Origin of the sequence: Lysinibacillus cavernae (genome assembly GCF_009724685.1) — a bacterium.
GTDB classification, from domain to species: Bacteria; Bacillota; Bacilli; order Bacillales_A; family Planococcaceae; genus Lysinibacillus; species Lysinibacillus cavernae.
The window spans coordinates 58,745-83,167 of sequence record NZ_WMEF01000003.1; the positions used below are offsets into that span (position 1 = coordinate 58,745).

Consider the following 24,423-nt stretch of genomic DNA (forward strand, 5'->3'; position numbering starts at 1 on the left):
TTCATGCTATTTCAGTCATGGTCGTCTAAAAAATCTTTACTAAAGCTTGTTTGTGATTGATAGGATGAACGTTTCCCTAAATCTACACCACGTTTTATAATCCCCTTCCCAAAACGCCCCTCAATTTCATCGACTATTTTGAGAATAGGTTCATCTTTAATATGCTCTTGAAAATTAAAAATTGAAAGTTGTTGCGAGTAATCCTTGCGATCCACCACATTGGAAACCGTAACACCTAGTAATCTTACAGGAGCCTCGTCCCAATGCTTATCAAATAAAGCGCAAGCAATGTCATAAATATCCTCAAAGCGATAAAGAACATTGGACATTGTTTTTGAACGTGTATGATTATGCCAGTCAGCATCACGTATTTGAATGCTTACAGTGGAACCTGCTAGCCGTTTAGCATCGAGTCGCTCTACTACTTTTTTACATAGACTTTCAATCGTTTTATGCAGAGTGCGAACATCTGTCACATCTTCTGGTAGTGTCGTTGAATTCCCTACGCTTTTTGTATCAAAAATTGACTCCGGATCAACCACTCGATGATCTACCCCATTAGCTCTTGCTCGAAGGCGCACACCATTCTTTCCTAAAATTTGCTTCATCATAAATTCTTCCGTTTTAGCCAAATCACCAATCGTAAAAAGGCCATGGTCATTTAATTTTTTAGCCGTACTAGCTCCAATTCCATGCATGTTGACTACTTCAAGGTGCCAAAGCTTTTGTTCGATATCACGTATTCGTAATACAGTAATCCCCATAGGTTTCTTCATGTCAGAAGCTGTTTTTGCTAAAAATTTATTCGGTGCAATACCGATGGAGCAAGGTAAATCAAGCTCCGTTAAAATGCGCTCTTGAATTTCCTGGGCAATACTTAACGCATGTCTTTCCTTGCTAAGCTCTGTTATATCCATATAGCCCTCATCAATCGAAACGGGCTCGACTAAAGGTGTATAGCTACGAAGAATGGTGAACATGTCTTTTGATGCTTGTCGATACTTTTGAAAATCTGGAGGCAATAACAATAATTCAGGACATTTGCGCTTCGCTTCATGGACTGTCATTGTTGTGTATATGCCAAGCGCTCTTGCTTCATATGAACAGGTTACTAATATGCCACGCCGCTCCTTTGGGTTGCCTGCGATTGCAATAGGCTTGCCCTTCAAGCTAGGGTCATGTGCCTGCTCCACTGAAGCATAGAAACTGTTCATATCCACATGAAAAATTACGCGCCCTTTATGAGCCATATACATCACCTCTCTCCTATCTTAGCTTTATTATACGCTTGATAACCATTAGTCAACAAATGTATAATCACCATTACTTTCGAGGATATCTTTTAAAATAATTAAGGCTTGCTCCAGCTGTGATTCTGGCGCTGTAATGGCTAAACGAACTGCATTCTCAGGCTTTGCATTTCCTACAGCAAAACGTTCCGCTGCATACACCTGTACACCGGCTTTTGAGGCAAGTAATTCAAATTGAACACCCGTAAATTTGTCAGGTAATCGTAACCATTTGAAAATACATTCTTCATCCCCTAAAATGTGATAATCCCCCAAATACTGATGTACGAGTGCATTTTGCTGCTTAGCATATGCTCGGTGCTTTTCCACTATCGTTTGTGCCACTCCTTCATGAATCAATCTTGCTGCAAGTTCCAGCATAATAGGAGAGACTGAAATATTGATATTATAGAGAGTTTCCATTATTTTTTTTCGAAGACCTGGTGGTGTTACAAGGAAGGATAATCGTAACCCAGGTGATAATGTTTTTGACAGGCTAGCGATATAAATTACCTTATCTGGTGCATAGGAAGCAATGGGTGCGAGCGGCTGTTCCTTGAGAAAACTATAAATAGCATCCTCAATGACAATTAAATCCTTCTGTCTAGCTACTTCTGCAATCATTTTCCTTGTTTCTACTGACATCGTATGTGTCGTTGGATTATGAAAATCAGGAATGACGTATAGTCCTTTGATATGTTCATTTTTACATGCATACAATAACCCTTCTCTAGTCATTTCGCCCTGACATTGTTGAATAGCCACAAGCTGTATTCCTAGCATATTAGCTGCCGTTTTAATGCCTGCATATGTAATTGGATCTGTACCGATTCGATCCCCGGGCTGAAATAATGCTGCGAGTGTTCCCACAATGGCATTTTGTCCCCCAGCTCCGAGCAAAATTGGCTGATCAGTTTGAAAGTTCACCAATTCGAACAGCTTCATCACGGCTTCATTTTGCCATGCATTACACTCAGATCGTCCATATTGAAATAGCTTGCTAAAACTAGGTTCATTCAACATCTTTTTCATAAAACGTGTTATGTCTTCATTGACAAAGTTGTCTGGTAAAACAGAGCCCATTTCAATGATAGATGTGGAATGGTTAGCAGGTAGTAACATTTTATTGCTGGCCGCATCTGTTGAAACAAATGTGCCACTGCCAATCGAGGCATAAATTAATCCCTTTTGTCCACAGAGCTTAAAGGCTCTTGTAATTGTGCTTAAATTCACATCTAAAAAATCAGCTAATTCTCGCTGTGGAGGAAGTTTCGTCCCGGGTAGAAGCTTTCCATCTTTTATATCTAATTCTAGCTGATGCGCTATGGCTATATACAATGGAGCCGAAATAGTACTGATATCTGGCTTCCAACTCATTGGATACTCGTCAAATGAATTAATAGGCATTCACTCAGCCCCTTCTTTCTATGAATTTGCATACAATAGTTTAATTGTCTTGCATACAATGATAATATTGTATGCAAACAATGACAATGGTATAATTTTTAAAAAATCAGAAAAAAAGGACCGATAATTATGCAATATTCAGAAAGAATCTTAAAAACTCCATCCTCATTTATTCGAAATATTTTGAAAGTAACAGATGCAGAGGATGTTATTTCCTTTGCAGGTGGGCTCCCAAACCCAATTTCTTTCCCAATTGATGCGTTAAGAGCTTCAGTTGACCATGCCATTACGGAAAACGGCAGCCGTCTATTTCAGTATTCTTCAACACAGGGTTATGCACCACTACGTGAGTACATCGCCGCAAAGTATCAGCGCATGCATGGACTTGATGTACATGCCGACGATGTCTTTATTACAACAGGTTCACAGCAAGCTCTTGAACTAATAGGGAAGGTTTTAATCAATAAAGGTGATGGCATTATCATCGAGGAGCCTGGTTACTTAGGGGCGATTCAAGCCTTTACATTAACAGAGCCTACTTTCCACGGGGTTACACTTGAAAACGATGGGCTTAACCTAGAGGAATTAGAGCATGCCCTACAACAGCCAAACGTAAAATTCATTTATACTGTACCAAATTTCCAAAATCCTACAGGGCTCACATACTCTAAGGAAAAGCGTGAGCAAATTTGCGAAATGGTTGCGAAATATGATGTTGCTTTAATTGAGGATGATCCATATGGAGAGCTGCGTTTCCAAGGTGAGCCGCTACCATATATCGGCGCTGGTAAATTAGAAAATAGTATTTTACTAGGTTCTTTCTCTAAAACGGTCACACCAGGCATGCGCCTTGGTTTTATTATTACGAAAAATAAAGAGCTATTACAGCATATCGAAACGGCTAAGCAAGCATCTGACCTTCATACAAATATTTTCTCTCAATATGTGATTTACGATTATTTGGCAAGTAATGATTATGCGGAGCATGTACAGAAAATTATCGCTTTATATAAACATCAGTCAGAAGCGATGCTCGATGCCATGCAAGAGTTTTTCCCTTCACATGTAGAATATACACGACCTGACGGGGGCATGTTTATATGGGCGACGATGAAAGATGGTACATCAGCACTTGATGTTTTCCAAAAAGCAATGGAACAAAAAGTTGCCTTCGTTCCTGGTGATCCATTCTACACATCGAAAACAAACGTTAATACAATGCGTCTCAACTATACAAATGCAACACCTGAAGTGATCCGCGAGGGAATTAAACGTTTAGCAAGTATTTTATAAAAAATGAAACCATATAAACGCTTTGTACAGCGTTTATACGGTTTTTTAACGTGGATAGTAAATAGTCATGCTGAGTCGTGTTACCGTATCACATGGATTGATGTAAGTGTGGGGACGATCTGCCTTAAATCGTATCGCATCACCACTGGATAGTCGATAGTCCCTATCCTGTATACGAATGATTAGCTCACCATCAAAAACAGTTAAATATTCCTCTGTCCCTTCCCTATGTGCCTCAGCATTTAATGTACCACCCTGCTCAATTTCAATCCTATAAATCTCAAAGCGACGATCCTTCTGAAAAGGAAAATGAGGGTAGACAATATATTTGCCATGATCCTCTGTCAAAAATTGAATATCCTCTCCAAAGATAACCTCAGTCTCTGGCTGCGGTTCATGAATGAGTTCTGAAAACGAAACCTTTAATCCATTGGCTATTTTCCAAATCGTTGTCAATGTTGGACTCGACTCTCCTCTTTCGATTTGACCAATCATCGTTTTACTCACACCACTAAGCTGAGAAACCTTCTCTAAGCTTAATTTTTCTTTTTCTCGAATTGCTTTTAGATTTCGAGCAAATACCAGATGAATTTCCTCCATATTAATCCCACCTTATATGTACAATATAACGCACATTATGTATAATAAAACGAACGACGTTATAATGTCCCTTTTGGTCATTATAACACACACTTTGAAAGAGGTGATTGGACTTGCCCGTATTTTCCTTTTTAGTTTTTATTGTGATTACAAGCTTTACCCCTGGTCCTAACAATTTTATGGCCATGGTATTTGCCAAGCAATATGGCTTAGCGAAAACCATTCCATTCTGTATAGGTGTAGGGATTGGATTTTTTATGATTATTGGTCTGAGTAGCTTTTTTAACATGGTAATGTTAAACATTCTGCCTGTCATTGAATTACCCCTAACCATTTTTGGTGTAGGCTATATGTTGTACTTAGCGTATAAAATTTTAACAAGCAAAGAGCAACAGGACAGCGACAAAGAGGAAGAAAAAAGGAACTTATTTTTTGTAGGAGCAATCGTACAATTTATCAATCCTAAAGGTATTTTATTTGGTATTACTGTTGTCGCAACTTACATCCTTCCTTACTACTCTTCCTATATAAGTTATTTACTTTTCTCTTTATTTCTAGCTCTAGTAGGGGTAATAAGTACGTTTAGTTGGGCATTATGTGGTTCAGTGTTTCAAAAAGTACTACAACAATATCGTCAACTGTTTAACATCATCATGGCACTTTTATTAGTTTATAGCGCGTTTTCGATAGTCGTTCATTAAAAAAGCAGCCCTCTGTTGGCAGAGGGCTGCTGGAAAAAGAAACTTATTTTGTATACGTTAAAACTGCATTTTTCTTAAATTTTGCCAAGGCTTGTGTTGCCTCATTTTTATTTGCATACTCAAAAATTCGAATATCCTTCTTATCAAATACTGTAATAACCCACATACAAAAAGCTCCCTTCTTCATTTATTTTTGTAATATAATAACCACCAAAATTTGTGATACTTTTTGACAACTGTTTTATAACATTCACTTACTTGATTCTTATTTTACGCTGTTTTTTTAAAAAAGAAAGTTTTATGTGAAAGTCTTCACAAACTGTTCAATTTCAAAACGCTTTCATTGAACAATTTGTGAAAACCTTTATTTTATAGGTATAGAAACAGCCTACTATATTAAGTCTATCCGACATTTTTCAATTGCTATCCGCTTGTTTTTCTATATCTATCCTTCTCAAGCAAAAAACCGTACAAAAGTACGGTTTTGCTGTAGTAGTAGATTTTCAATTCATAAGCTTAACAAAAAACTTCTTCTTGCTTTTGTGTTAATTCAATTTCAAAGCCTAAATCCTCCAACATGCGATAATCACTATTCGCCTCTTGACCAGCAGTTGTTAAATAATCCCCTACAAAAATACTATTCGCCGCATAGAGACCTAGTGGCTGAAGTGAGCCTAAATTAATTTCACGTCCACCTGAAATGCGAATTTCCTTTGTAGGGTTGATGTAACGGAATAACGCTAAAACCTTTAAACAGTAGCGAGGATTTAAATCCTTTGTTCCCTCCAACTTTGTACCATCAATTGCATTTAAAAAGTTCACAGGAATGGAATCAGCGTCTAATTGATGGAGGGCTCGCGCTATATTAACAACATCCTCTTGCGTTTCCTTCATACCGATAATGGCACCAGAGCAAGGTGAGAGGCCATGTTTTTTCACAATCTCTACCGTATTGACACGATCCTCATAAGTATGAGAGGTAGTGATAAAGGAATGATGACGCTCGGATGTATTCAAATTATGATTGTAACGATCCACACCAGCTTCCTTTAATTGCTGTGCCTGTTCTTCTTTTAATAAGCCAAGACAGGCACAAACCTTCAAACCATACTTTTCTTTAATTTCAGTGACTGCCTCGCTCACCACATTGACATCTTTCCGTGTTGGCCCACGACCACTTGCTACAATACAATACGTCCCAATTTTATTGTCAAACGCTCGTTTAGCACCAGCTAGAATTTCTTCTTTTGTAATAAAAGGATACTTTTCAATCGGAGCGGTAGATTTAGAAGATTGGGAGCAATAGCCACAATCCTCAGGGCAATAGCCACTTTTGGCATTCATAATCATATTCAACTTTACTTTCTTACCGTAATAATGCCTGCGTATCGTAAAAGCGCCATCCATTAGCTGTAATAATTCATCATCCTCACTATGTAAAATAGCAAGTGCCTCCTCATTGCTGATGACCTTGCCAGCAATTACTTCATTCGCTAATTGGTAATAATTCATATCACATTCTCCCTTTCCATATGTGAAATTTTCACAGTTCTTGCCGACTTAAATACTTTATACAATTTCTCAGCTAACAGAGCTGATGTAATCGCTAAGCAAAAATCAGCGACAATACTGCTTAAAAAGCCGACAACGAAAATATGTGACCAGCTTGATTTCATGTCTAGCCAGAAATTTAATGCTACATATAAATAGGGAACTGCCACAGCATATATAATGAAAAGCCCTATGATTGTTGCCCCAATAAAATGCTTTTTCTTTGGAGCCTCTATCCTTTCGATGATAAGCCCAATGACAAATGCAGCTAGAGCAAAGCCAATAAGATAACCAAATGTTGGCTGTAACACATACGTGATGCCGCCTCCCTGTGTAAAAACAGGTAATCCTACTAAACCCACACCAATATAGACCAGCTGACTATAAAAACCATTCCGACTACCAAGTAAACATCCTGCTAAAAAAACGAAAACAATTTGTAATGTAAACGGTACGACAGGTAACGGGATTTTAATAAACGCCCCAATCGCCGTTAGAGCAGCAAACATGGCAATCATGACAAGGGCTAATGTATTGTGCTGCTTACCCAATTTCAGCCCCCCTCTCCTGGAAAAATTGTTCGATTGTTTCTTTCGTTGTGTCTATCATGAAAGACATTTCCTCTTCAGAAATAATATAAGGTGGCATAAAATATAAAATATTGCCGAGTGGTCGTATTAATAAGCCTTTTGCTAAAGCAAGTTGATAAATTTGATAACCAATTCGTTCCTCACTCGCAAATGATTCTTTCGTCTTTCGGTTAACAACAAGTTCAATAGCCCCCACTAAACCAACTTGTCGATATTCACCCACATATGGTGCATCGTGAAAAGCTGCCATCGCTAACTCTCGCATGCGTTGTCCCTTGTGTTGAATCATGTCAAGCACTTGCTCTTCTTCAAACATCTTCAGTACTTCAAGCGCAACGCGACATGCCAATGTATTGCCTGAATAACTATGAGAATGTAAAAATGCCTTCATTGTTCCATAATCATCATAAAAAGCGTTATAGATTTGATCAGTCGTTAATACAACAGATAATGGTAAATACCCTCCTGTTAATCCTTTTGATAAACACATAAAATCTGGGGTAATGCCTGCCTGCTCACAGGCAAACAAAGTACCTGTTCGACCAAAACCAACAGCAATCTCATCTGCGATTAAATGGACAGCGTATTGTGAACACAAAGTTCGTAAGCGTTTTAAATAGATAGGTGGATACATTTTCATACCTGCTGCTGCTTGTATAAGCGGTTCAATAATAACAGCGGTGATTTCCTCATGATGTTCTTTGAGCTGTTCTTCTACAAATTGACTGCACGGTGCATCGCAACTTGACGGCTCCTCGTGAAATGGGCACCGGAAGCAATCTGGTCCTTTAGCACGAACAGTATCTAATAAAAGAGGTTGGTATACCTCATTGTAAAGATCTACCCCTCCCACAGATAAAGCACCAATGGTTTCACCATGATAAGCATCTGTCAAAGCGAGAAAGCGCTTTTTTGCCGTTTTGCCTGTCTGCATATGAAATTGAAAGCTCATTTTCAATGCCACTTCTATGGCAGATGATCCATTATCTGCAAAAAATACTTTTTGTAGCCCTTGTGGTGCTAAAGCTGTTAATTTTTCAGCTACTGTTATGGCAGGCTCATGTGTAAAATTGGCAAAAATCGTATGCTCTAATGTAAACGCTTGCTCACTTAAGGCTTGACTGATGCGTGGATTAGCATGTCCAAATAAATTGACCCACCAAGATGATACAGCGTCTAAATAACGCTTACCGTGCTCGTCATATAGCCACACACCCTGCCCCTTTTTAATAACGATAGGTGGAAACATTTCGTAATCCTTCATCTGTGAGCATGGATGCCAAACATGCCGTAAATCTCTTGCCTGTAAGTCAGTTAATACTTGATTCATATGGAAAAAGCCTTTCAAACAATGTTGTGTGTGTCACAGAATGATTCAATAGCTGTGTAAAGTCCTGTAGCTGCGGGATAATTGCATATGGTACAGGATGGTATTGTAAAATCGTTTGGATATTGTCCTGTTCCATCATGCTACCCTTGTCACCATTAAAGACAATGCCAAGAACGTCGATTTTGCGAGACTTCAATGCCTCCATTGTTAACAATGTGTGATTGATTGTTCCAAGAGTAGTCCTTGTTACAAGCACTACTGGCAGCTTACTGCTGACAATGACATCAAGTAATGTCGTGCCATTTCGAGCATCAAAAGGTACAAAAAGTCCACCGGCTCCCTCACATATCAAGACATCGTAGGATTCTTGTAATAATTGAATACGCTGTAATAGCGTTTCTACGTTTATATGCTGCCCCTCCAGCTGAGCAGCAAAATGTGGTGATGCAGCTTCTTTAAATGAATAACTATTGATGTGCTCTTGTGTAAGTTTTTGTAAGGAATGCTTTTCATACATGGTTGTATCGTAATAATAACCATACCCATTTTCGTAAACCTCTCCTGTTTGCACAGGCTTGTATGGTGTCACGTTCAAACCCTGTCTTTGTAAATGACACATCAACAATGTGGTGACAACCGTTTTCCCAACATCCGTATCTGTACCTACAACCCAAAAATGTTGCATCGTTAACCTCCCCCTCTTTTGAGTTAACTTATAACAACTTAAAAGTTAACACATTTAATTTCGTTTTGTAAATGCTTATCTGCCAATTTTTCAGAAACTCGTTCAAAAATAGCGAATCTTGTGATAATTTCATAAAAAATTAGTTGATTACATTCGAAATCAAACTGCTTTTTCATAAAATAAAATAGGGTTATAAATGGCTCCTAAACTTAAAGGATTTTCATTCAATTTTGTAGTATTACACTATATGGGGGTGGTTGTATGTTTGGCATTTTTAAAGAATCAGAAAAGATTGTCGATACATATGAGCAAGTGCATTTCATTTTAAAATCTTTACTTTCCTACGAACTAAAAGAATTACCTATGCGTTATGAATTTTGGTATCGTGTAGCTATTCGTCAGGAGGAATTTCGCACATTACAGGCGGGACATCGAGCAAACATTTCGATGACGTCTGCAGTTGGACGCTTTCATCAAACACAATACGAAGTGATGACACAAAAATTAGCAAAGCTTGAACGTTTAGCCGATATCTATAAACTTTTTTGTATAGAAGAAGAACGAGAGGTATTAAACCATCGATTATACTTTCATCAAGAAGACATCGCAGCTCTATACGATCATGTTCAGCAAAAAGAGCTATATACGTATTGTGACGCAGTTCAACAGCAATTTTGGGAGGCAATCCGCGATGACATTCTAAATGCGATCGCAAATCTGGATTAAATGAAAAATAGCCAACGTTTTGATCAACCTTAAATCAAAACGTTGGCTATTTATTTAATCTATTCTTATGCTAGATATTTTGCCATTCCATGTTCAAGCATCTGTCTAAATTCCTGTACTTGATCGGCTTTAATAGCTACCTGATGATAGCGCTTTTTTATTCCCAACATGAAAGTTACTTCCACTGGCTCTTTCATTCTTAAAATGAATTGAGGATAGGCTTCACCAAAATCACGTGCTACAAAATCAATCGTATCTTTCGATAATTTTCCTTCTAATTGTTCTTTGTCTTCTATCAAAGCTTCAATCTTATCGAAGCGGATTTCTGTTCGTTTCATTAAACCGAGAGATAAGTATAATGTATCATCTGTTACGTAAACAGGATTTAATCGGATCGCCTGCATATCCGCTATAAAAAAGATGACTGAATAGATATTAAAAATGAGCAAAACGATGGAAAGTACCAGTGACTTTTCATGTAGCAACCAATGTATGCCAATCGTTTCAATAGCAATTCCATGAATAATCATGAGTTGAAAAGCAATATAGCTCGAATTTTTATGCAAAGTTAATCCTTGACGTTCTTGTCTTTTCCAGCTGGCAAATCCATAATAAAGTACTAACATATCCATACAGATCATTTGAACAACAGGATGATTCGGTACATGTTTATCCACCGCTTTCGAAAACGAAAATAAGTCTGGCAAAGAACTGCCACGAACATCCACAAGAATCTTTGGTAGGTATCGTACAAGCGTTGCCACAAGGAAGATTTCTACTAATAGAACCGCTCCCTCAATCGCAAAACCAGCCCACGTAACTGCCACATATGGCTGAAGGTGCTCCATAGGAATAATAAAGCGAGCGGCAATACAGCCAAATGCGGCTAATAGTATGGCCTGCTTTAACGAAAATTTCCCTTTATAAAGCATTAACAGTACAGGCATGACCACAACAAAATCGATCAACGAACCCATGACGACCCCTTTTGTTTCTAGTGGTAAAATGGAGGAACCAACCCCTGTATTATAGAGAGTATAATTACTAGCTAATACCACTAATAAAAAGGCTAGCCATATATTTTGCTTTCTTTTTACAATCATCATTTCATATGCCCCCTTTGTACTGTTAATTTAACTTTATGTCAAATGGTGAATTTTGTATATATTTCAAACATAAAAGATGACCCTTTTTCCATTCAAGTTCAATTTTTTTTCACACTTAAGAACTTCCTACGATAAACATGTGGCGAATAGCCTGTATAATCTTTAAATTTTTCAATATAGAAACTGACAGTACTGAAACCTGTGCAAGAAGCAATCGCAGTGATGGATTTCTCGTCATCCCGCAATAATTCTATGCTTTTACGAAGTCGATATTGTAATAAATAAGTAAATGGTGATATGCCAACTACTTTCTTAAAAAAACGACTGCATTCAGCTCGGCTTAAATAAACATGCCTAGCTAAATCTTCTAATGTTATTTTGTACTGATAATGTGCCTGTAAAAAATCCAACATATTCTTCGCTCGTTCTTGTTGCACATAAATGGCGGAATCCACTATTTCTTCTGTTAGCAAGGATTGTGTAAGCAATGATTCCCAAATGAATAGTAGCTCCTGCCATACCTTTAGCTCAAAAAATACGGCTTGCTCATGCATTAAACTAGCAATAGTTGCTACTTTTTGCGATAATTCCTTTGAAAGTTTTACATAAGGCAGCCGATTACTCCTAATATAGGGCTGTACATATTTTGTATTAAAAATACTGCCTTCATGCCCTCCAATCAACATTGGGTCCACATTTACACAGTAAATAATCGCCTGCTCTATTTGATAGGGTTTAGCTTCATGTAATCCCCAAGCATTGATATAGAGCCCCTCTCCCTCTTCTAGCACAAAAACTTCTGCCCCCACTCGATATTGTGCGCATCCACTTTTCACATAGACGAATTGAATTTCCTTATGCCAATGGAGCGGTAGGAAATCCATGCTTTCTAAACGCATGGTTGTTTCATACAAGGCTACTGGAAATTCTTTTGTACCGTGCAATGTTAATTCTTGTAAATCCTTCGCAATTTTTATATGTGTTAACGGCATCATCATCACCTCAATATATTGATATTTTTACTATTATAAATCGCTATTTATTCGAATGCTAACTCTTTATAATCACCTTATATTGATAGTTTAGGAGATGTGTATAGATGAATCAAATCATTAAAAAAAATCGTAGCCTTGGTTTACTACTTGTCATTTTAGGGGCAAGTTTTTGGGGGATTGGTGGTACTGTTGCTCAAAGGCTGTTTCAGCAAGACCATATAGAAGTGGGCTGGCTTGTTTCAAGTCGTCTGCTTTTGGCTGGTCTACTACTAGTAGGTCTTTACAAAATAACGCATCGTCATGAATCAATTTTCGTCATGTGGCGCACAAAACAATACGCTTTCAGACAAATTTTATTTAGTTTACTCGGCATGCTTGCTGTCCAATATACCTATATGATGTCTATTGCAATTGGAAATTCAGCAGTAGCCACATTATTACAGTATTTAGCACCACTATTTATTATGGCTTATTACTTTCTAACAAAGCAAAATCCATTAACAAAACAGGATAGTATAGCGGTTACACTTACACTTGTAGGAACCTTTTTATTACTAACAAATGGATCATTTTCAACATTGTCAGTTCCTTTTATGGCTGTTTTTTGGGGCGTATTATCAGGGCTTTCAGTTGCCTTTTATACGATATATGCTATTCCACTGTTGCAGCAGTTTCACTCATTACTAGTTGTTGGCTGGTCCATGATCATTGGTGGCTTAGTAATGAGTTTGTTCCATCAACCATGGGCTATTAATATGTCAACTTGGACATTCAGCACCGTTGCTTACTTACTTTTTATTATTATTTTCGGTACAATGCTTGCCTTTTGGTTTTATATTGCAAGCTTGCATTATTTATCTCCAAAGGAATCAAGTCTATTAGGCAGCTTAGAACCATTAACAGCGGTAATCACCAGTGTATGGTGGTTACAAATTTCCTTTGGCGGTTATCAGTTTTTAGGGACATTACTGATTCTCTTGATGATTTTATATCTCACAGTATTTCAAAAAAAACAGCCCGAAACACATTAAAATCAGATTATTCAAAATTATTATAGTAAATACCTCCTATAATAGAGATAGTAATATATGAATTTATACATAAAATTTACATATTTCATCTATCTTTTTTCCTTCTTTGTCTACTATACTGAACATAACAGCAGACAAAAGGAGGTATTATTATGGATAAAAAAGTGATTATTTTCGAGGTTGAAGGTGGCACCGATAAAGGGCCAGACGGCTATCGCCCAGATACGATGCCAATGGTGGACGCATTAAAGCAACGCGGGCAAGATGCAGAGGTTCTTTTTTTTGATGTCACAAAAAAACAGCAAATTTTTGACTATGTGAAAGAGCATGGTGTAGCGTATGTATCCCGCATAAATCCTGGGAACTTACAGCATGAGGAAGAGTATTTCTCAATGCTACGAGAGCTTTGCCAAATTGGCATTATAGGGATGCCACATCCAGATGCGATGATTAGCTATGGCTCTAAAGATGTATTATCAAAGCTTACAACTACAAATTTAGTACCTGATGATACATTTGCTTACTACACAATTGAAGCATTTAAAACGCAATTTCCTACCTCTTTAGCCTTGACAGAACGTGTTCTTAAGCAAAACCGTGGTTCAACTGGTGAAGGTATTTGGCGCGTAAAATTGGTGGAACCGCTAGCTGAGGGTGTCATTGAAGTACCGCTTGATGCACAAATTAAATGTACTGAAGCAAAAGATAATCATGTGGAATATTGGCAGTTGGGCGACTTTATGACATTTTGTGAGCAGTATATTACCGGAGTCAATGGCATGTTGATCGATATGCGATTTCTTCCACGTATTACTGAGGGCGAAATCCGCTTATTGATGTTGCATGATCACCCTGTTCACGTAGTACATAAAAAACCTGCTGACACAGAGGATGCTTTTAGTGCAACACTATTCTCAGGTGCCCAATATCGCTATGACCAGCCTGAAGATTGGCAAGAGCTTGTACAAAATTTTTTAGCACAACTCCCTCAAGTGACAAACTTATTAGGGAATTATGACTTACCTCTTATTTGGACAGCTGATTTTATGTTAGATACAAACGAAGCTGGAGAAGATTGCTATATTTTAGGTGAAATGAATTGTTCCTGTGTTGGCTTCACTTCAGAACTATCACTCGCTCATAAAGTAGCAGAAGAAATATTAGCATGTATTCATAAGCGTGCCGAGACAATGGCTCCATAAAAAAAGTGCGATCTTTGGGATCGCACTTTTCATATATAAATCTTAATTCCTTGAATAAATTCATATATAAAATAACAAGCAAAGCCGATTAATAAGAATCCTGCTACAATCGTAAATGTTTTAATCATCTTACGATTCATGGCTTTCCGTGTAACCGAGACAATGGTTAGTAAACCGATATCGTGGAGTAAAATTCCACTAAGAACACCAGCAGCAATGATTAAAAAGTTTGTTTGCTCCCCTTGTCCATAAGATTTAGCTAAAACCACGCCAAATACATTGACCCAAAAAACGAGATTACCAGGTGAAATAGCTACCAATAAGCCATTAAAGTAAGAGGCAAAAAACGATTTGGTTACTTTTTCTCCTGCCAATGTAATATCATGATCTGCATTCTTGATAGAATCATATCCTAACAAGAATAAAAAGCCCGCTCCAATAATCCACATTGGAAGTTGAATCAAAGGCATAGCCAATATTGAGGCTAGTCCCATATACAAGGCAAAAACCAATACAATGTCAATGGTCATACCTCCAAGCCCTACAGCCCAGCCGTGCATAAAACCATTTTTGAGTCCTTGCTTTGTCATTTCTACTGTAATAGCTCCTACAGGCATGGCAATGGCAAGTCCTACCAATACATACGCTACATATAAACTCAAAAAAACACTTCTTTCATGTCATCGATAAGCTTCATACGTCCGTTTATGGTATTCACTATAGCATAAATATACTCAAAAGGAAATAATTATTAATACTTTTTGTGAATTTTTTCTAGATTTATAGCATTTGTTTTTTCCATTGTACTAGAACGTCATTAGATTTCGCCAAATCCATTTTCAATTCCACTTGCTTTGCCGAACAGCGTTTTTTTGCTCTTTCCCATGCCTCTTCCAAAGCGGGTAAATAGCTCAAATTTTTCGTAGCTGCCACGAGCTGTAAAAAAATATTGCCTTGAATATAATACCAACGAGGATTCATACCATCTAACTGTATGGCTTCTTCAATTAATCGTAGTGCTAAATAAGGGCTACCCTCATAACGGTTTAGAAACTGTGCAAAGGCTCCCCAGTACAGCGCTTTATTGGGTTGTAATTTGATTGCCTCCGCATACTGTACTGATGCCTTTTCATGTTCTTTTGCAAGTACATAGTATTCAGCCATTGAATAGTAGGCGTTTGCCTGTGCCTCAATTGATCCAGCTAATAATTCATCGACCACTTTTCCAAACTGCTCATCATCCTGACTACCTATGTAAGCCGAGAGAACATCTCGCTCTGGATACGAGCCATCTGTACGTTCCACACTTTGCTTCACCTTTTCATCAGAAGGTGTAGGCAAATTTGCATAGCCATTCGCCTCTAGCATTGCAACATGCTGGTGGATGAGTTGATAGGTTTCATTTTCTACTCCTACATGATTGGCCAATATTTCTTTAGCTAGCTCATAGCTTGCCTTTACTTGCCCACTCAAAAATAAGTCATTGACTTGTTGAACTTGCTCATCTATTTGTTTAACCACCATTAAAATCCTCACCTTCACAAAAGAAAAATCTTATTGCTAGTGTACCATCTTAACGATGTAAGCAAAACAACTTGTCCTAATCTTTCTACAATTCTTTTAACTTAAACACTTTGACATGTTGTTCTAGTGTATGGGCCATATGATTTGTCTCATTAGAACTTTGTGCTACCTCATCAATACTTGCTGTTGTTTGCTGTGCAGCTATGGTAATCATGTTCATTGTTTCTTCAATATCTCTAATAGATTCCGTTAATTGTTGAATCATTTGAACGATATGAGCCGATTTTTCATTTTCAGCGGTCATTGCATTGGAAATAGTAATCATTTCTTCAACCGTAATTGCCACTGCTGTCGAAATATTTCCTAAAGACTGTGCGGTCAGACGCACAGTCTTTGTACCTTTCTCGATATATTGCGTATTATCATTTGTTGATGTCATCACTTGCTGAACATGTTTCATAATATCCTGAATCAGCTGTTCAACCTGTAAAACCTCTTGATTGGACTGTTCGGCAAGCTTGCGCACTTCCTCAGCAACAATGGCAAAGCCGTTACCATGCTCCCCTGCTCTAGCCGCCTCGATTGAAGCGTTTAAGGCTAGCAAATTGGTTTGCGAGGCTATATTAGCAATAGACGTCGTAATAGTCTGTATTTTGGTTGCAGAAGTGACCAAGTTTTCTACTGTTTGACGCACTTCACCTGACCCACTGTGAATCAATGCCATATCATTGCTTATATCCTTCGCTAGTCGCTCACCCTCTGTTGCTAGATTCATTGTTTGGCGAGCATTATCTGCACTGTCATTGGCATTGCTTTGGATCATTTGAAGGTCCTCTGCTAAAGATGTAAGAACATCTGTCGCATTTTCAGCATAATGCATACCTGCTGTCACAGCACTTGTCACCTCTTCGATATTATTAGCGACACCTTGAATCGTATTAGTCATATCGCTCAATGTGGAAGCGGTTTCATCTGAATTATTAGCCAAAGTATTGGAAGTAGAACGCATTGTCATAATCATGCTTTGCAAATTAGCTGTCATTCGATTTAAAGTATTCGCTAAATCTTCTACCTCATCTTTGCTGTTAATCTTCGTTTCTGGTACAGCTAAATTGCCATTCGCAATTTCTTTTGCCTGCTGAATAAGAGCACTAATGGGTTTTACTTTACGACGGATTAAAAAGCCTGTAATGATGGAAGCAATAAGCATAGGGAAAATACTAATTAATATACCACTTCGCACGACATCCCAAGTTCGCTCCTTTACGATATTGGCGTCAAAATCGATGACACTAATCGCAATGATTTCTTTACTAGTATCGTGATCTTTAAAAATAGGTGCATAGCCGGATAAGCGATCCATACCTGCAAAAGTATAAGGCTGTGAGTATGTTGGATGCTTATGTGTAAGCAGCATATCTATTGCTTCTTTATCTAAATAAAATGGATCGCCAGGTGCATAGCCCTTTTCAGCTAAATTATCGTCAAGCGCTAACAATGTACCATCTAGAGCTAAAATATATTGCGTTTGAAAGATATCTTTATGACCTGTTGTCCAGTTTAAATCATTACCGATACGCGCCTGTGCAGTTTGATCTCCATGGATTGCCTTGTCCATTTCTTCTGGGTTAATCAAACCCGTTGTAATGTTGGCACATCCGTAGGCCTCGACACCAGCAGCATCATATAGTTTATTATATGCAGTTATGTATGTAGCGAACGAAGTAATCCCTAGCATGACCACTAAAATACCAGCGATAATCGTTCCTAGTTGAAAAGTTAATGAATTGCGTAATTTCACGATTCATCCCCTCCCCTTTCTTGTAATAATCTATGAATATTCCCATTTACTTCTCATCATACTATAAAAAGATGTATTTAAAAAGCATCTTTAATTATTCTAGTAAAATCTATTACCGATGCGTAATTGCTGCTAGAGGCTTTTGGGCAACAAGAGGTTGGTCACACAGTCATTGCTAAAAAAACAAACACGTATTCGCTTCGCTTTCGATACAAAAACAAGGGCTCAATCAAGATAAAAGTATTGGATAAAAGTTCTGAATTATGAGATAATTGAAGTAGACTATCTTCATCTTGGAGCACTGACATTTTTCTAATAGGAGGGCTTGCTATGAATAAACGTTTTCATTTTGTATCGCTTATTACTGGAAATTTGTTAACAATAGGAGCTATTTTCATTTATGCCATGCAAAGTCAAATGCACGTGGCCCTCAGTACGTATGCTCTTGTGATGGGGTTTTTAAGTACATTACTCGTTATCTTCTTTTATATATGGGGGGACGAAAAGCAACAAATGCCCAATCGTTTTTTGAAATAAGAAGCTTAACAACAACTACACTTGACATGACTAATTCATCTGTTTAATTTTTTTGTTGCGTTTTCCCTTTCTACCTTATGTGTAAAAGGGATTTTTTTATGTAAATTTAAATAAAAAGCATCCCTTACTTCATTCTTTGAGATCAGTAAAGCTTTTCAAAATATAGTGGGAAGAAGTGGAATAATAAAGTGAACCAAGAAGAAAGACGAAAGAGATTGAAGGAAAGGATCTCCTCCAAGAAGTGTTCGGTGATAAGGTCGTATTTGAAATTCTAGATAGCCATAAAAGTAATTATATTGTAGAAGATTTTTGCGCTAATTTCCCAATTGCTTTTTACAATCGAATTGACTGGAATCATGATAGTATTTATCAAATAAATATAAATGATCAAGAAATTAATAGCATTCCATCACTTTTGAATACGAAAGGTTTTGATAGTTTAATGCCCATTTACATTTTTCGGGAATACGATAGCCATCCATGTGTGAAAACTACATTGACAAAAGAATTAGTAAGTACTATTGAGGAAATTGTCTGGTTAGGAAATGATTTATATATTTATTGTCCTAATTCTTTCATGATGATACCGTTAACATTGGACGGATTTAGATTAACAATCAATTTCTGGCAAAATAGGCTCCCTAGATTTTTTTCATTCATCGCATTTATTTTATACACAAAAGGTTTATTTTTCGAGATATTACCCTCTGATTACGTCTAATTGTTGTAGAAAAATAAAATTTTTTGTAGAAAATTTTAAAACAATGATTGAGTAGTATATCAATTTTCTGTATAATCAGCTTGTTTGACAATACTTTATATGAACTTGGGGGTAGACAATTGGGTAAAGCATTGATTATCGGAGCTGGCGGAGTTGCCAGTGTTGTGGTACACAAGTGTGTTCAGAATTCGGACGTATTTGAGGAAATTTGTATCGCAAGTAGAACTGTTTCAAAATGTGACGCTCTAAAAGAAAAACTAGACGGCGGAAAAACAAAAATTCATACTGCACAGGTAGACGCAGACAATACAGAAGAGGTTATTGAGCTTATTAAAGCTTTCGGACCAGATGTAGTAATTAACGTTGCCCTACCTTATCAGGACTTAACGATTATGGATGCTTGCTTAGCGACAGGTGTGCACTATGTGGATACTGCAAACTACGAGCCACCTGAAACGGCAAAATTTGAATATAAATGGCAATGGGCTTATAAAGAGAAGTTTGAAAAAGCTGGCTTAACTGCATTACTTGGTAGTGGTTTTGACCCAGGTGTAACAGGCGTTTTCACAGCTCATGCACAAAAACATGAATTTGATGAAATCCACTATATCGATATCGTGGATGCAAATGCGGGAGATCATGGTTATCATTTCGCAACAAACTTCAACCCAGAAATCAACATTCGTGAAATTACAGCGAATGGTCGTTACTGGAAAGAAGGCGAGTGGGTTGAAACAGCACCACTTGAGAAAAAAGAAGTTTATAACCTACCGGAAATCGGACCAAAAGATATTTACCTTCTATACCATGAAGAGCTTGAATCACTTGCAAAAAATATCAAAGGTTTAAAACAAATCCGCTTCTGGATGACGTTCTCTGAAAAATACTTAACACACTTAAAAGTATTAGAAAACGTAGGTATGACATCAATCGAACCTATCGAATTTGAAGGTCAAATGATTCAACCAATCCACTTCCTTAAAGCTGTATTACCAGATCCAGCTTCTCTTGGACCTCGTACAAAAGGTAAAACAAATATCGGTTGTATCATTCGCGGTCTAAAAGATGGCAAAGAAAAAACATATTATGTGTATAACGTATGTGACCATGAAGAATGCTATAACGAGGTTGGTTCACAGGCAATTTCTTACACAACTGGCGTACCAGCTATGATCGGCGCTATGCTTGTGATGAATGGTGAATGGCGTAAACCAGGTGTTTGGAACGTAGAAGATTTCAATCCAGACCCATTCATGGATGCACTAAATAAATGGGGTCTACCATGGCAAGAAAGCCATAACCCAGAATTACTTGACCTTGATTTAGATGCAAAGGAATTAAGCCGATGAAACCAATTGATTTTTCAAAAGTTCCATCTCCTTCTTATGTAGTGGATGAACGATTATTAACAAAAAATCTTGAGCTTTTAAAATCAATTCAAGATCGTACAGGTTGCCGTATTTTACTTGCCCTTAAAGGTTTTTCAATGCATTCAACATTTCCTTTGGTTGGGGAATATTTGACAGGCATTACAGCTAGCTCATTGCATGAAGCACGACTTGGCTATGAAAAAATGGGCAAGGAAGTACACGTTTATGCTCCTGCTTATATTGAGCATGAAATGGACGAGCTTCTAGGCTATGTGGATCACATCGTGTTTAACTCATTTAACCAATGGGCTCAGTTTAAGGATAAAGTGAAATCTGCTGGAAAAACAATTGAATGTGGTATTCGTGTGAATCCTGAGTACTCTGAAATTGAAACAGCTCTTTACGATCCTTGCTACACGAATTCTCGCCTTGGTACAACTTTGGCGAACTTCGATAAATCACAGCTTGACGGCATTGATGGCTTACACTTCCATGCAATGTGTGAACAAAACTCAGACACGTTAGAGCGTATTATCGAAGTAGTGGAAGAAAAATTTGGTGATGTTTTACATCAAATGAAATGGTTAAATTTTGGTGGTGGTCACCATATTACGCGTGAAGATTATGATGTAGAAAAGCTTGTGAACATCATTAATTATATGCAAGAAAAGTATAACCTGCTTGTTTATTTAGAGCCAGGTGAAGCAGTAGCACTCAATACTGGTTATTTAGTCGCTACCGTGCTGGATATCCAAAAGAATGGAATGGATCTTGCTATTTTAGATTCGTCAGCTACTTGTCATATGCCTGACGTACTTGAAATGCCATACCGTCCAATGATTATCGGTTCTGGAAAAGCAAATGAATTAGCACACACATATCGCTTAGGTGGACTAACATGTCTTGCTGGTGATATAATTGGCGATTATTCATTTGAACAGCCATTAAAACCAGGTGATCGTCTTGTATTTACGGATATGGCTCATTATTCCATGGTGAAAAACCATATGTTTAATGGTGTCAACTTACCTTCTATCGTTTCTTATAATGATGAAGAAGGCATTAAAGTCATTCGTGAATTTAAATTCGAGGATTACAGTGGTCGTCTGTCCTAAATGACATGAAAAAAGCCCTTCCAGTATAAAGCTGGAAGGGCTTTTTTATGGCCGCATTTTCATCCAATTCTCAACATAATGGATAGCTATCCCTTGAAAAGCGGTGTATTTATTATAATGTTGCTGAACAAGTGTGAGTTGTTTATTCATATAGGCTTCTCCGTTATCATAAAACGTTATATTTCGCCCTTCTTCTGAAGCACCCGTTTCCACGCCAATCACAATCGATTTATCAACTGTTGTTGCATAAGCGATTTCATGTTCCACAATAGAAATAATATCTTTTGCAGCATCGCGATACGCCATAATTGTAACACTGTCCACTTGGTCAATGACCCAATCAGCTAATAACCCTTTGCCAAATTGATTATTATAACGGATTTCATCAAACCAAAATGGCAAATCTACTTCTAAAGAAAGTTGTAATTGAGTAGCCTTCTCCCTTGCTTTCACCATAAGGGCTTGATAAGATTCAATTGTTTGTGCTTGATGTAAGCTCCAACCACTATTTAAATATGGTTCTACATCAAGATGAATCCCAGAAAATTGCTCCGATAAAGCTGAATTCTCATTATATGTATGTAACCAATGGAAAAACTCATCCTGACTTTGAATGCTATCCGCCGAAACCCAGCTTGCTGCGCCATCCAATGCAAAAATACGTATACCCTTTTCCGTAGCTTTGCTAATAAAATGCCTATATGCATTGCTTGCTATGTCTTGATTAATTTGCAAATACACTTTATTGACATGGTTGTTTTCTAAAAATAATAAAATTTTTTCTTGATCTTCTAAGATGATGGATGTATCCCATAGCCAAGTAGCTTTGTCCTCTACTTCCATTGCATCAACCTTTCCACTCCATAAACCAAAGGTATTCACAATGATTACCACTAATGCTGTCCATACTTTTACGACTAGCTGTTTTTTCATACTAAATAAAACTCCATTCTATGCGCCGCGGCCCCTAGAACAGAACCTGGCAACCTGACAATCATACACTAAATATAGTGTTTAGACTCATGGCTTTGCGTCCTTCCCTTTCGGTGAAGTTTGCCTTTACAGTTGTTTTCTTATCCATTATCATACGCTGTTATAAAAAATATGTCTGTAGGTATAATGCATAATTATCACATGGTTGATAAAGTAAAATTGATAATATACAGGTTTAATTTACTAGTCAAACATAAGAAAAAACGTAGAGCGCTTAAGCCTCTACGTTTTCCTTTTCATTTTCGAGCATTTTGTGTAAATAATCGATAATCTCACGAATGCCATCTAACGAATTGACAAGTATTTTCGGGTCAACATAAGTAATCATACGGTTTTCGAGATTAGCTACAGCTGTAAAGTAGCGCGTTTTACTATAATTGACTAGACCTAACTGTTGAAGTACTGAATCATCGAAATCAAGAATTTCACGAGCCTCTGTGACAAGTAATCCGTAGTTAACAACATCTGTATTTAAAACAATAATACGAGCAGTTGCTGGATTGGATGAACGGTTGTACAGTATTCGTTCAAAATCAAGAACAGGTACAAGCTCACCACGAATTCTTGTAAAGCCTAAAAGATAGTTAGGTAAATGAGGAATAGGTGTTACATGCTCTAATTTTTCAATTGAAATTGCTTGCTCCACAGGTACTGCGTATTCCTCTGTCCCACAAGCAAAAACGACTGCTTTTACACTTTCCATGCGGTCACATCCTTCTATACAACTGTTATTTTTGCGCAGATTCTTTCACGATTTCTACAAGTAAATCAGCTAATTTCTCTAATTCTTCTACTGGTATTTTCTCATTAGTAGTATGGATATCCTCGTACCCAACTGATAAGTTAACTGTAGGAATGCCGAAACCTGCGATAACATTCGCATCCGATCCTCCACCTGAAATGCCAAGTGTCGGTGTACGGTCAATATTACTTGCTGCAGCCATGGCTACTTGAACTACTTTATCTGTTTCTGTTACACGGAATCCTGGATACATAAGCTTCACTTCCACTTCAGCTCGTGCGCCAAGTGAAGCGGATACTTGTTCAAAAGTTTCCTGCATATGCTTTGTTTGTGCATCTAGTTTAGTTTGGTCAATGGAACGTGCTTCAGCTACAATAGTAACTTCATCGCAAACAATATTCGTCGCTTGCCCGCCTTCAAAACGACCAATATTGGCTGTCGTTTCTTCATCTAAGCGTCCTAGCTTCATTTGTGCAATACATTTTGATGCAACCGTAATGGCTGAAATACCTTTTTCTGGAGCAACGCCTGCATGCGCCGTTTTGCCAATGATTTTTACGAAAATTTTCGCTTGGAATGGTGCTGCTGTCACGATGCCTCCTACTTTTCCATCACTGTCTACTGCAAAGCCATATTTCGCCTTAATGTTAGTCGGATCTAACTCTTTAGCACCTACAAGACCACTCTCTTCACCAGCGGTAATAATAAACTCAATATCTCCGTGCTCTATATTTTGCTCTTTTAAGCGTTTCACCATTTCGAATAGCGCTGCTAATCCAGCCTTATCATCAGCACCTAAAATGGTTGTACCATCCGACACGATATAGCCATCTTCACGTAAGGAAGGTTTGATGCCTTTCCCTGGAACAACTGTATCCATATGCGACGTAAAATAGATTGGCTCCACATCCAATGTGCCTTTTAATGTGGCGATAATATTACCTGCCCCATGTCCGTTACGCGTATGGGCATCATCTTGGACAACTGTAAATCCAAGTGCAGTTAACTTATCTACAAGAATTGGTGCAATTAGTTGTTCATGCTTTGTTTCTGAATCAATTTGAACGAGCTCAAAAAACTCTTCTACTAAACGACTTGTCATGTTGTAAAACTC

At 37.7% G+C, this 24,423-nt stretch carries 25 protein-coding genes and 1 riboswitch; of the genes, 9 read left to right on the top strand and 16 right to left on the bottom strand.

The window, feature by feature from the left end; genetic code table 11:
• Positions 1-11: 11 nt before the first annotated feature.
• Both GJU32_RS07975 and GJU32_RS07980 read right to left on the bottom strand, forming a co-directional pair.
• Positions 12-1,250, bottom strand: a complete 1,239-nt coding sequence (locus tag GJU32_RS07975) for a DNA polymerase IV (protein WP_155591429.1) — start codon at positions 1,248-1,250, stop codon at positions 12-14.
• A 48-nt stretch (positions 1,251-1,298) separates the two neighbouring features.
• Positions 1,299-2,696, bottom strand: a complete 1,398-nt coding sequence (locus GJU32_RS07980) for an aminotransferase-like domain-containing protein (RefSeq protein ID WP_155591430.1) — start codon at positions 2,694-2,696, stop codon at positions 1,299-1,301.
• Between the two features lie 129 nt (positions 2,697-2,825).
• On the opposite strand from GJU32_RS07980, the gene GJU32_RS07985 reads away from it, so the two are divergent.
• Positions 2,826-3,989 carry an aminotransferase-like domain-containing protein gene (locus tag GJU32_RS07985; RefSeq protein ID WP_155591431.1) on the top strand — a complete coding sequence of 388 codons (1,164 nt, stop codon included), beginning with the start codon at positions 2,826-2,828 and terminating at the stop codon, positions 3,987-3,989.
• A 45-nt stretch (positions 3,990-4,034) separates the two neighbouring features.
• Here GJU32_RS07985 and GJU32_RS07990 read toward each other — a convergent pair whose 3' ends face one another.
• Positions 4,035-4,589: a helix-turn-helix domain-containing protein gene (locus GJU32_RS07990; RefSeq protein WP_155591432.1), complete on the bottom strand. Its 555-nt coding sequence runs from the start codon at positions 4,587-4,589 to the stop codon at positions 4,035-4,037.
• Between the two features lie 113 nt (positions 4,590-4,702).
• Here GJU32_RS07990 and GJU32_RS07995 point away from each other — a divergent pair, with 113 nt between their 5' ends.
• On the top strand, positions 4,703-5,290 hold the full coding sequence (locus tag GJU32_RS07995; RefSeq protein ID WP_155591433.1) for a LysE family transporter: 588 nt from the start codon (positions 4,703-4,705) through the stop codon (positions 5,288-5,290).
• Between the two features lie 43 nt (positions 5,291-5,333).
• Here GJU32_RS07995 and GJU32_RS23570 read toward each other — a convergent pair whose 3' ends face one another.
• The 5 genes from GJU32_RS23570 to bioD form a co-directional block, all read right to left on the bottom strand.
• Entirely contained in the window at positions 5,334-5,456 is a 123-nt protein-coding gene (locus GJU32_RS23570) for a hypothetical protein (RefSeq protein ID WP_274381811.1), read from the bottom strand.
• 350 nt (positions 5,457-5,806) lie between these two features.
• Positions 5,807-6,802 carry a biotin synthase BioB gene (gene bioB / locus GJU32_RS08000; protein ID WP_155591434.1) on the bottom strand — a complete coding sequence of 332 codons (996 nt, stop codon included), beginning with the start codon at positions 6,800-6,802 and terminating at the stop codon, positions 5,807-5,809.
• Positions 6,799-7,392, bottom strand: coding sequence for a biotin transporter BioY (locus GJU32_RS08005; RefSeq protein ID WP_155591435.1), 594 nt, complete (start codon positions 7,390-7,392; stop codon positions 6,799-6,801). The genes bioB and GJU32_RS08005 overlap by 4 nt, the downstream gene beginning before the upstream one ends.
• Positions 7,385-8,761 (bottom strand): adenosylmethionine--8-amino-7-oxononanoate transaminase, encoded by a 1,377-nt coding sequence (gene bioA / locus GJU32_RS08010; RefSeq protein WP_155591436.1) that lies wholly within the window; start codon positions 8,759-8,761, stop codon positions 7,385-7,387. Before bioA ends, GJU32_RS08005 begins: the two co-directional genes overlap by 8 nt.
• Positions 8,742-9,446: a dethiobiotin synthase gene (bioD, locus tag GJU32_RS08015; protein ID WP_155591437.1), complete on the bottom strand. Its 705-nt coding sequence runs from the start codon at positions 9,444-9,446 to the stop codon at positions 8,742-8,744. Before bioD ends, bioA begins: the two co-directional genes overlap by 20 nt.
• 261 nt (positions 9,447-9,707) lie before the next feature.
• On the opposite strand from bioD, the gene GJU32_RS08020 reads away from it, so the two are divergent.
• Positions 9,708-10,172, top strand: coding sequence for a hypothetical protein (locus tag GJU32_RS08020; protein ID WP_155591438.1), 465 nt, complete (start codon positions 9,708-9,710; stop codon positions 10,170-10,172).
• A gap of 65 nt (positions 10,173-10,237) precedes the next feature.
• Here GJU32_RS08020 and GJU32_RS08025 read toward each other — a convergent pair whose 3' ends face one another.
• Positions 10,238-11,278 carry a beta-carotene 15,15'-monooxygenase gene (locus GJU32_RS08025; protein ID WP_155591439.1) on the bottom strand — a complete coding sequence of 347 codons (1,041 nt, stop codon included), beginning with the start codon at positions 11,276-11,278 and terminating at the stop codon, positions 10,238-10,240.
• A 98-nt stretch (positions 11,279-11,376) separates the two neighbouring features.
• Positions 11,377-12,270, bottom strand: coding sequence for an AraC family transcriptional regulator (locus GJU32_RS08030; RefSeq protein ID WP_155591440.1), 894 nt, complete (start codon positions 12,268-12,270; stop codon positions 11,377-11,379).
• Between the two features lie 107 nt (positions 12,271-12,377).
• On the opposite strand from GJU32_RS08030, the gene GJU32_RS08035 reads away from it, so the two are divergent.
• Both GJU32_RS08035 and GJU32_RS08040 read left to right on the top strand, forming a co-directional pair.
• Entirely contained in the window at positions 12,378-13,304 is a 927-nt protein-coding gene (locus GJU32_RS08035) for a DMT family transporter (RefSeq protein ID WP_155591441.1), read from the top strand.
• 152 nt (positions 13,305-13,456) lie between these two features.
• Positions 13,457-14,506 (top strand): Cj0069 family protein, encoded by a 1,050-nt coding sequence (locus tag GJU32_RS08040; RefSeq protein ID WP_155591442.1) that lies wholly within the window; start codon positions 13,457-13,459, stop codon positions 14,504-14,506.
• A 29-nt stretch (positions 14,507-14,535) separates the two neighbouring features.
• Here GJU32_RS08040 and GJU32_RS08045 read toward each other — a convergent pair whose 3' ends face one another.
• The 3 genes from GJU32_RS08045 to GJU32_RS08055 form a co-directional block, all read right to left on the bottom strand.
• A complete protein-coding gene (locus GJU32_RS08045) occupies positions 14,536-15,168 on the bottom strand; it encodes a LysE family translocator (protein WP_155591443.1) in 633 nt (210 codons plus the stop codon).
• A 118-nt stretch (positions 15,169-15,286) separates the two neighbouring features.
• Positions 15,287-16,030 (bottom strand): tetratricopeptide repeat protein, encoded by a 744-nt coding sequence (locus GJU32_RS08050; RefSeq protein WP_155591444.1) that lies wholly within the window; start codon positions 16,028-16,030, stop codon positions 15,287-15,289.
• Between the two features lie 85 nt (positions 16,031-16,115).
• On the bottom strand, positions 16,116-17,831 hold the full coding sequence (locus GJU32_RS08055) for a methyl-accepting chemotaxis protein (RefSeq protein WP_155591445.1): 1,716 nt from the start codon (positions 17,829-17,831) through the stop codon (positions 16,116-16,118).
• Between the two features lie 330 nt (positions 17,832-18,161).
• Here GJU32_RS08055 and GJU32_RS08060 point away from each other — a divergent pair, with 330 nt between their 5' ends.
• From GJU32_RS08060 to nspC, 4 genes are all read left to right on the top strand, one after another.
• A complete protein-coding gene (locus GJU32_RS08060) occupies positions 18,162-18,368 on the top strand; it encodes a hypothetical protein (protein WP_155591446.1) in 207 nt (68 codons plus the stop codon).
• 241 nt (positions 18,369-18,609) lie between these two features.
• Positions 18,610-19,089 (top strand): CDI toxin immunity protein, encoded by a 480-nt coding sequence (locus GJU32_RS23745; RefSeq protein ID WP_420798377.1) that lies wholly within the window; start codon positions 18,610-18,612, stop codon positions 19,087-19,089.
• A 119-nt stretch (positions 19,090-19,208) separates the two neighbouring features.
• Positions 19,209-20,438 (top strand): saccharopine dehydrogenase family protein, encoded by a 1,230-nt coding sequence (locus GJU32_RS08065; RefSeq protein WP_155591447.1) that lies wholly within the window; start codon positions 19,209-19,211, stop codon positions 20,436-20,438.
• A complete protein-coding gene (gene nspC / locus GJU32_RS08070; RefSeq protein ID WP_155591448.1) occupies positions 20,435-21,574 on the top strand; it encodes a carboxynorspermidine decarboxylase in 1,140 nt (379 codons plus the stop codon). The genes GJU32_RS08065 and nspC overlap by 4 nt, the downstream gene beginning before the upstream one ends.
• A gap of 45 nt (positions 21,575-21,619) precedes the next feature.
• Here the strand turns inward: nspC and GJU32_RS08075 are convergent, their stop codons facing one another.
• The 3 genes from GJU32_RS08075 to GJU32_RS08085 all read right to left on the bottom strand — a co-directional run bounded on the left by GJU32_RS08075 (position 21,620) and on the right by GJU32_RS08085 (position 24,411).
• Positions 21,620-22,507 carry an amidase gene (locus tag GJU32_RS08075; RefSeq protein WP_155591449.1) on the bottom strand — a complete coding sequence of 296 codons (888 nt, stop codon included), beginning with the start codon at positions 22,505-22,507 and terminating at the stop codon, positions 21,620-21,622.
• Positions 22,508-22,552: 45 nt separating this feature from the next.
• Positions 22,553-22,642: riboswitch (cyclic di-GMP riboswitch) on the bottom strand.
• A gap of 139 nt (positions 22,643-22,781) precedes the next feature.
• Positions 22,782-23,270: a chemotaxis protein CheW gene (locus GJU32_RS08080; RefSeq protein WP_155591450.1), complete on the bottom strand. Its 489-nt coding sequence runs from the start codon at positions 23,268-23,270 to the stop codon at positions 22,782-22,784.
• 25 nt (positions 23,271-23,295) lie between these two features.
• The gene (locus GJU32_RS08085; RefSeq protein ID WP_155591451.1) at positions 23,296-24,411 is read right to left on the bottom strand and encodes a M20/M25/M40 family metallo-hydrolase; all 1,116 of its coding nucleotides are present in this window, start codon (positions 24,409-24,411) and stop codon (positions 23,296-23,298) included.
• Between the last annotated feature and the right edge of the window lie 12 nt (positions 24,412-24,423).

What these genes read in the sequence shown, in the direction of transcription:
- GJU32_RS07975 (WP_155591429.1), bottom strand. Translation starts at nt 1,250, where the DNA reads ATGGCTCATAAAGGGCGCGTAATTTTTCATGTGGATATGAACAGTTTC.
- GJU32_RS07980 (WP_155591430.1), bottom strand. Translation starts at nt 2,696, where the DNA reads ATGCCTATTAATTCATTTGACGAGTATCCAATGAGTTGGAAGCCAGAT.
- GJU32_RS07985 (WP_155591431.1), top strand. Translation starts at nt 2,826, where the DNA reads ATGCAATATTCAGAAAGAATCTTAAAAACTCCATCCTCATTTATTCGA.
- GJU32_RS07990 (WP_155591432.1), bottom strand. Translation starts at nt 4,589, where the DNA reads ATGGAGGAAATTCATCTGGTATTTGCTCGAAATCTAAAAGCAATTCGA.
- GJU32_RS23570 (WP_274381811.1), bottom strand. Translation starts at nt 5,456, where the DNA reads ATGTGGGTTATTACAGTATTTGATAAGAAGGATATTCGAATTTTTGAG.
- bioB (WP_155591434.1), bottom strand. Translation starts at nt 6,802, where the DNA reads ATGAATTATTACCAATTAGCGAATGAAGTAATTGCTGGCAAGGTCATC.
- bioA (WP_155591436.1), bottom strand. Translation starts at nt 8,761, where the DNA reads ATGAATCAAGTATTAACTGACTTACAGGCAAGAGATTTACGGCATGTT.
- bioD (WP_155591437.1), bottom strand. Translation starts at nt 9,446, where the DNA reads ATGCAACATTTTTGGGTTGTAGGTACAGATACGGATGTTGGGAAAACG.
- GJU32_RS08020 (WP_155591438.1), top strand. Translation starts at nt 9,708, where the DNA reads ATGTTTGGCATTTTTAAAGAATCAGAAAAGATTGTCGATACATATGAG.
- GJU32_RS08025 (WP_155591439.1), bottom strand. Translation starts at nt 11,278, where the DNA reads ATGATGATTGTAAAAAGAAAGCAAAATATATGGCTAGCCTTTTTATTA.
- GJU32_RS08030 (WP_155591440.1), bottom strand. Translation starts at nt 12,270, where the DNA reads ATGCCGTTAACACATATAAAAATTGCGAAGGATTTACAAGAATTAACA.
- GJU32_RS08035 (WP_155591441.1), top strand. Translation starts at nt 12,378, where the DNA reads ATGAATCAAATCATTAAAAAAAATCGTAGCCTTGGTTTACTACTTGTC.
- GJU32_RS08040 (WP_155591442.1), top strand. Translation starts at nt 13,457, where the DNA reads ATGGATAAAAAAGTGATTATTTTCGAGGTTGAAGGTGGCACCGATAAA.
- GJU32_RS08050 (WP_155591444.1), bottom strand. Translation starts at nt 16,030, where the DNA reads ATGGTGGTTAAACAAATAGATGAGCAAGTTCAACAAGTCAATGACTTA.
- GJU32_RS08060 (WP_155591446.1), top strand. Translation starts at nt 18,162, where the DNA reads ATGAATAAACGTTTTCATTTTGTATCGCTTATTACTGGAAATTTGTTA.
- nspC (WP_155591448.1), top strand. Translation starts at nt 20,435, where the DNA reads ATGAAACCAATTGATTTTTCAAAAGTTCCATCTCCTTCTTATGTAGTG.
- GJU32_RS08075 (WP_155591449.1), bottom strand. Translation starts at nt 22,507, where the DNA reads ATGAAAAAACAGCTAGTCGTAAAAGTATGGACAGCATTAGTGGTAATC.
- GJU32_RS08080 (WP_155591450.1), bottom strand. Translation starts at nt 23,270, where the DNA reads ATGGAAAGTGTAAAAGCAGTCGTTTTTGCTTGTGGGACAGAGGAATAC.
- GJU32_RS08085 (WP_155591451.1), bottom strand. Translation starts at nt 24,411, where the DNA reads ATGACAAGTCGTTTAGTAGAAGAGTTTTTTGAGCTCGTTCAAATTGAT.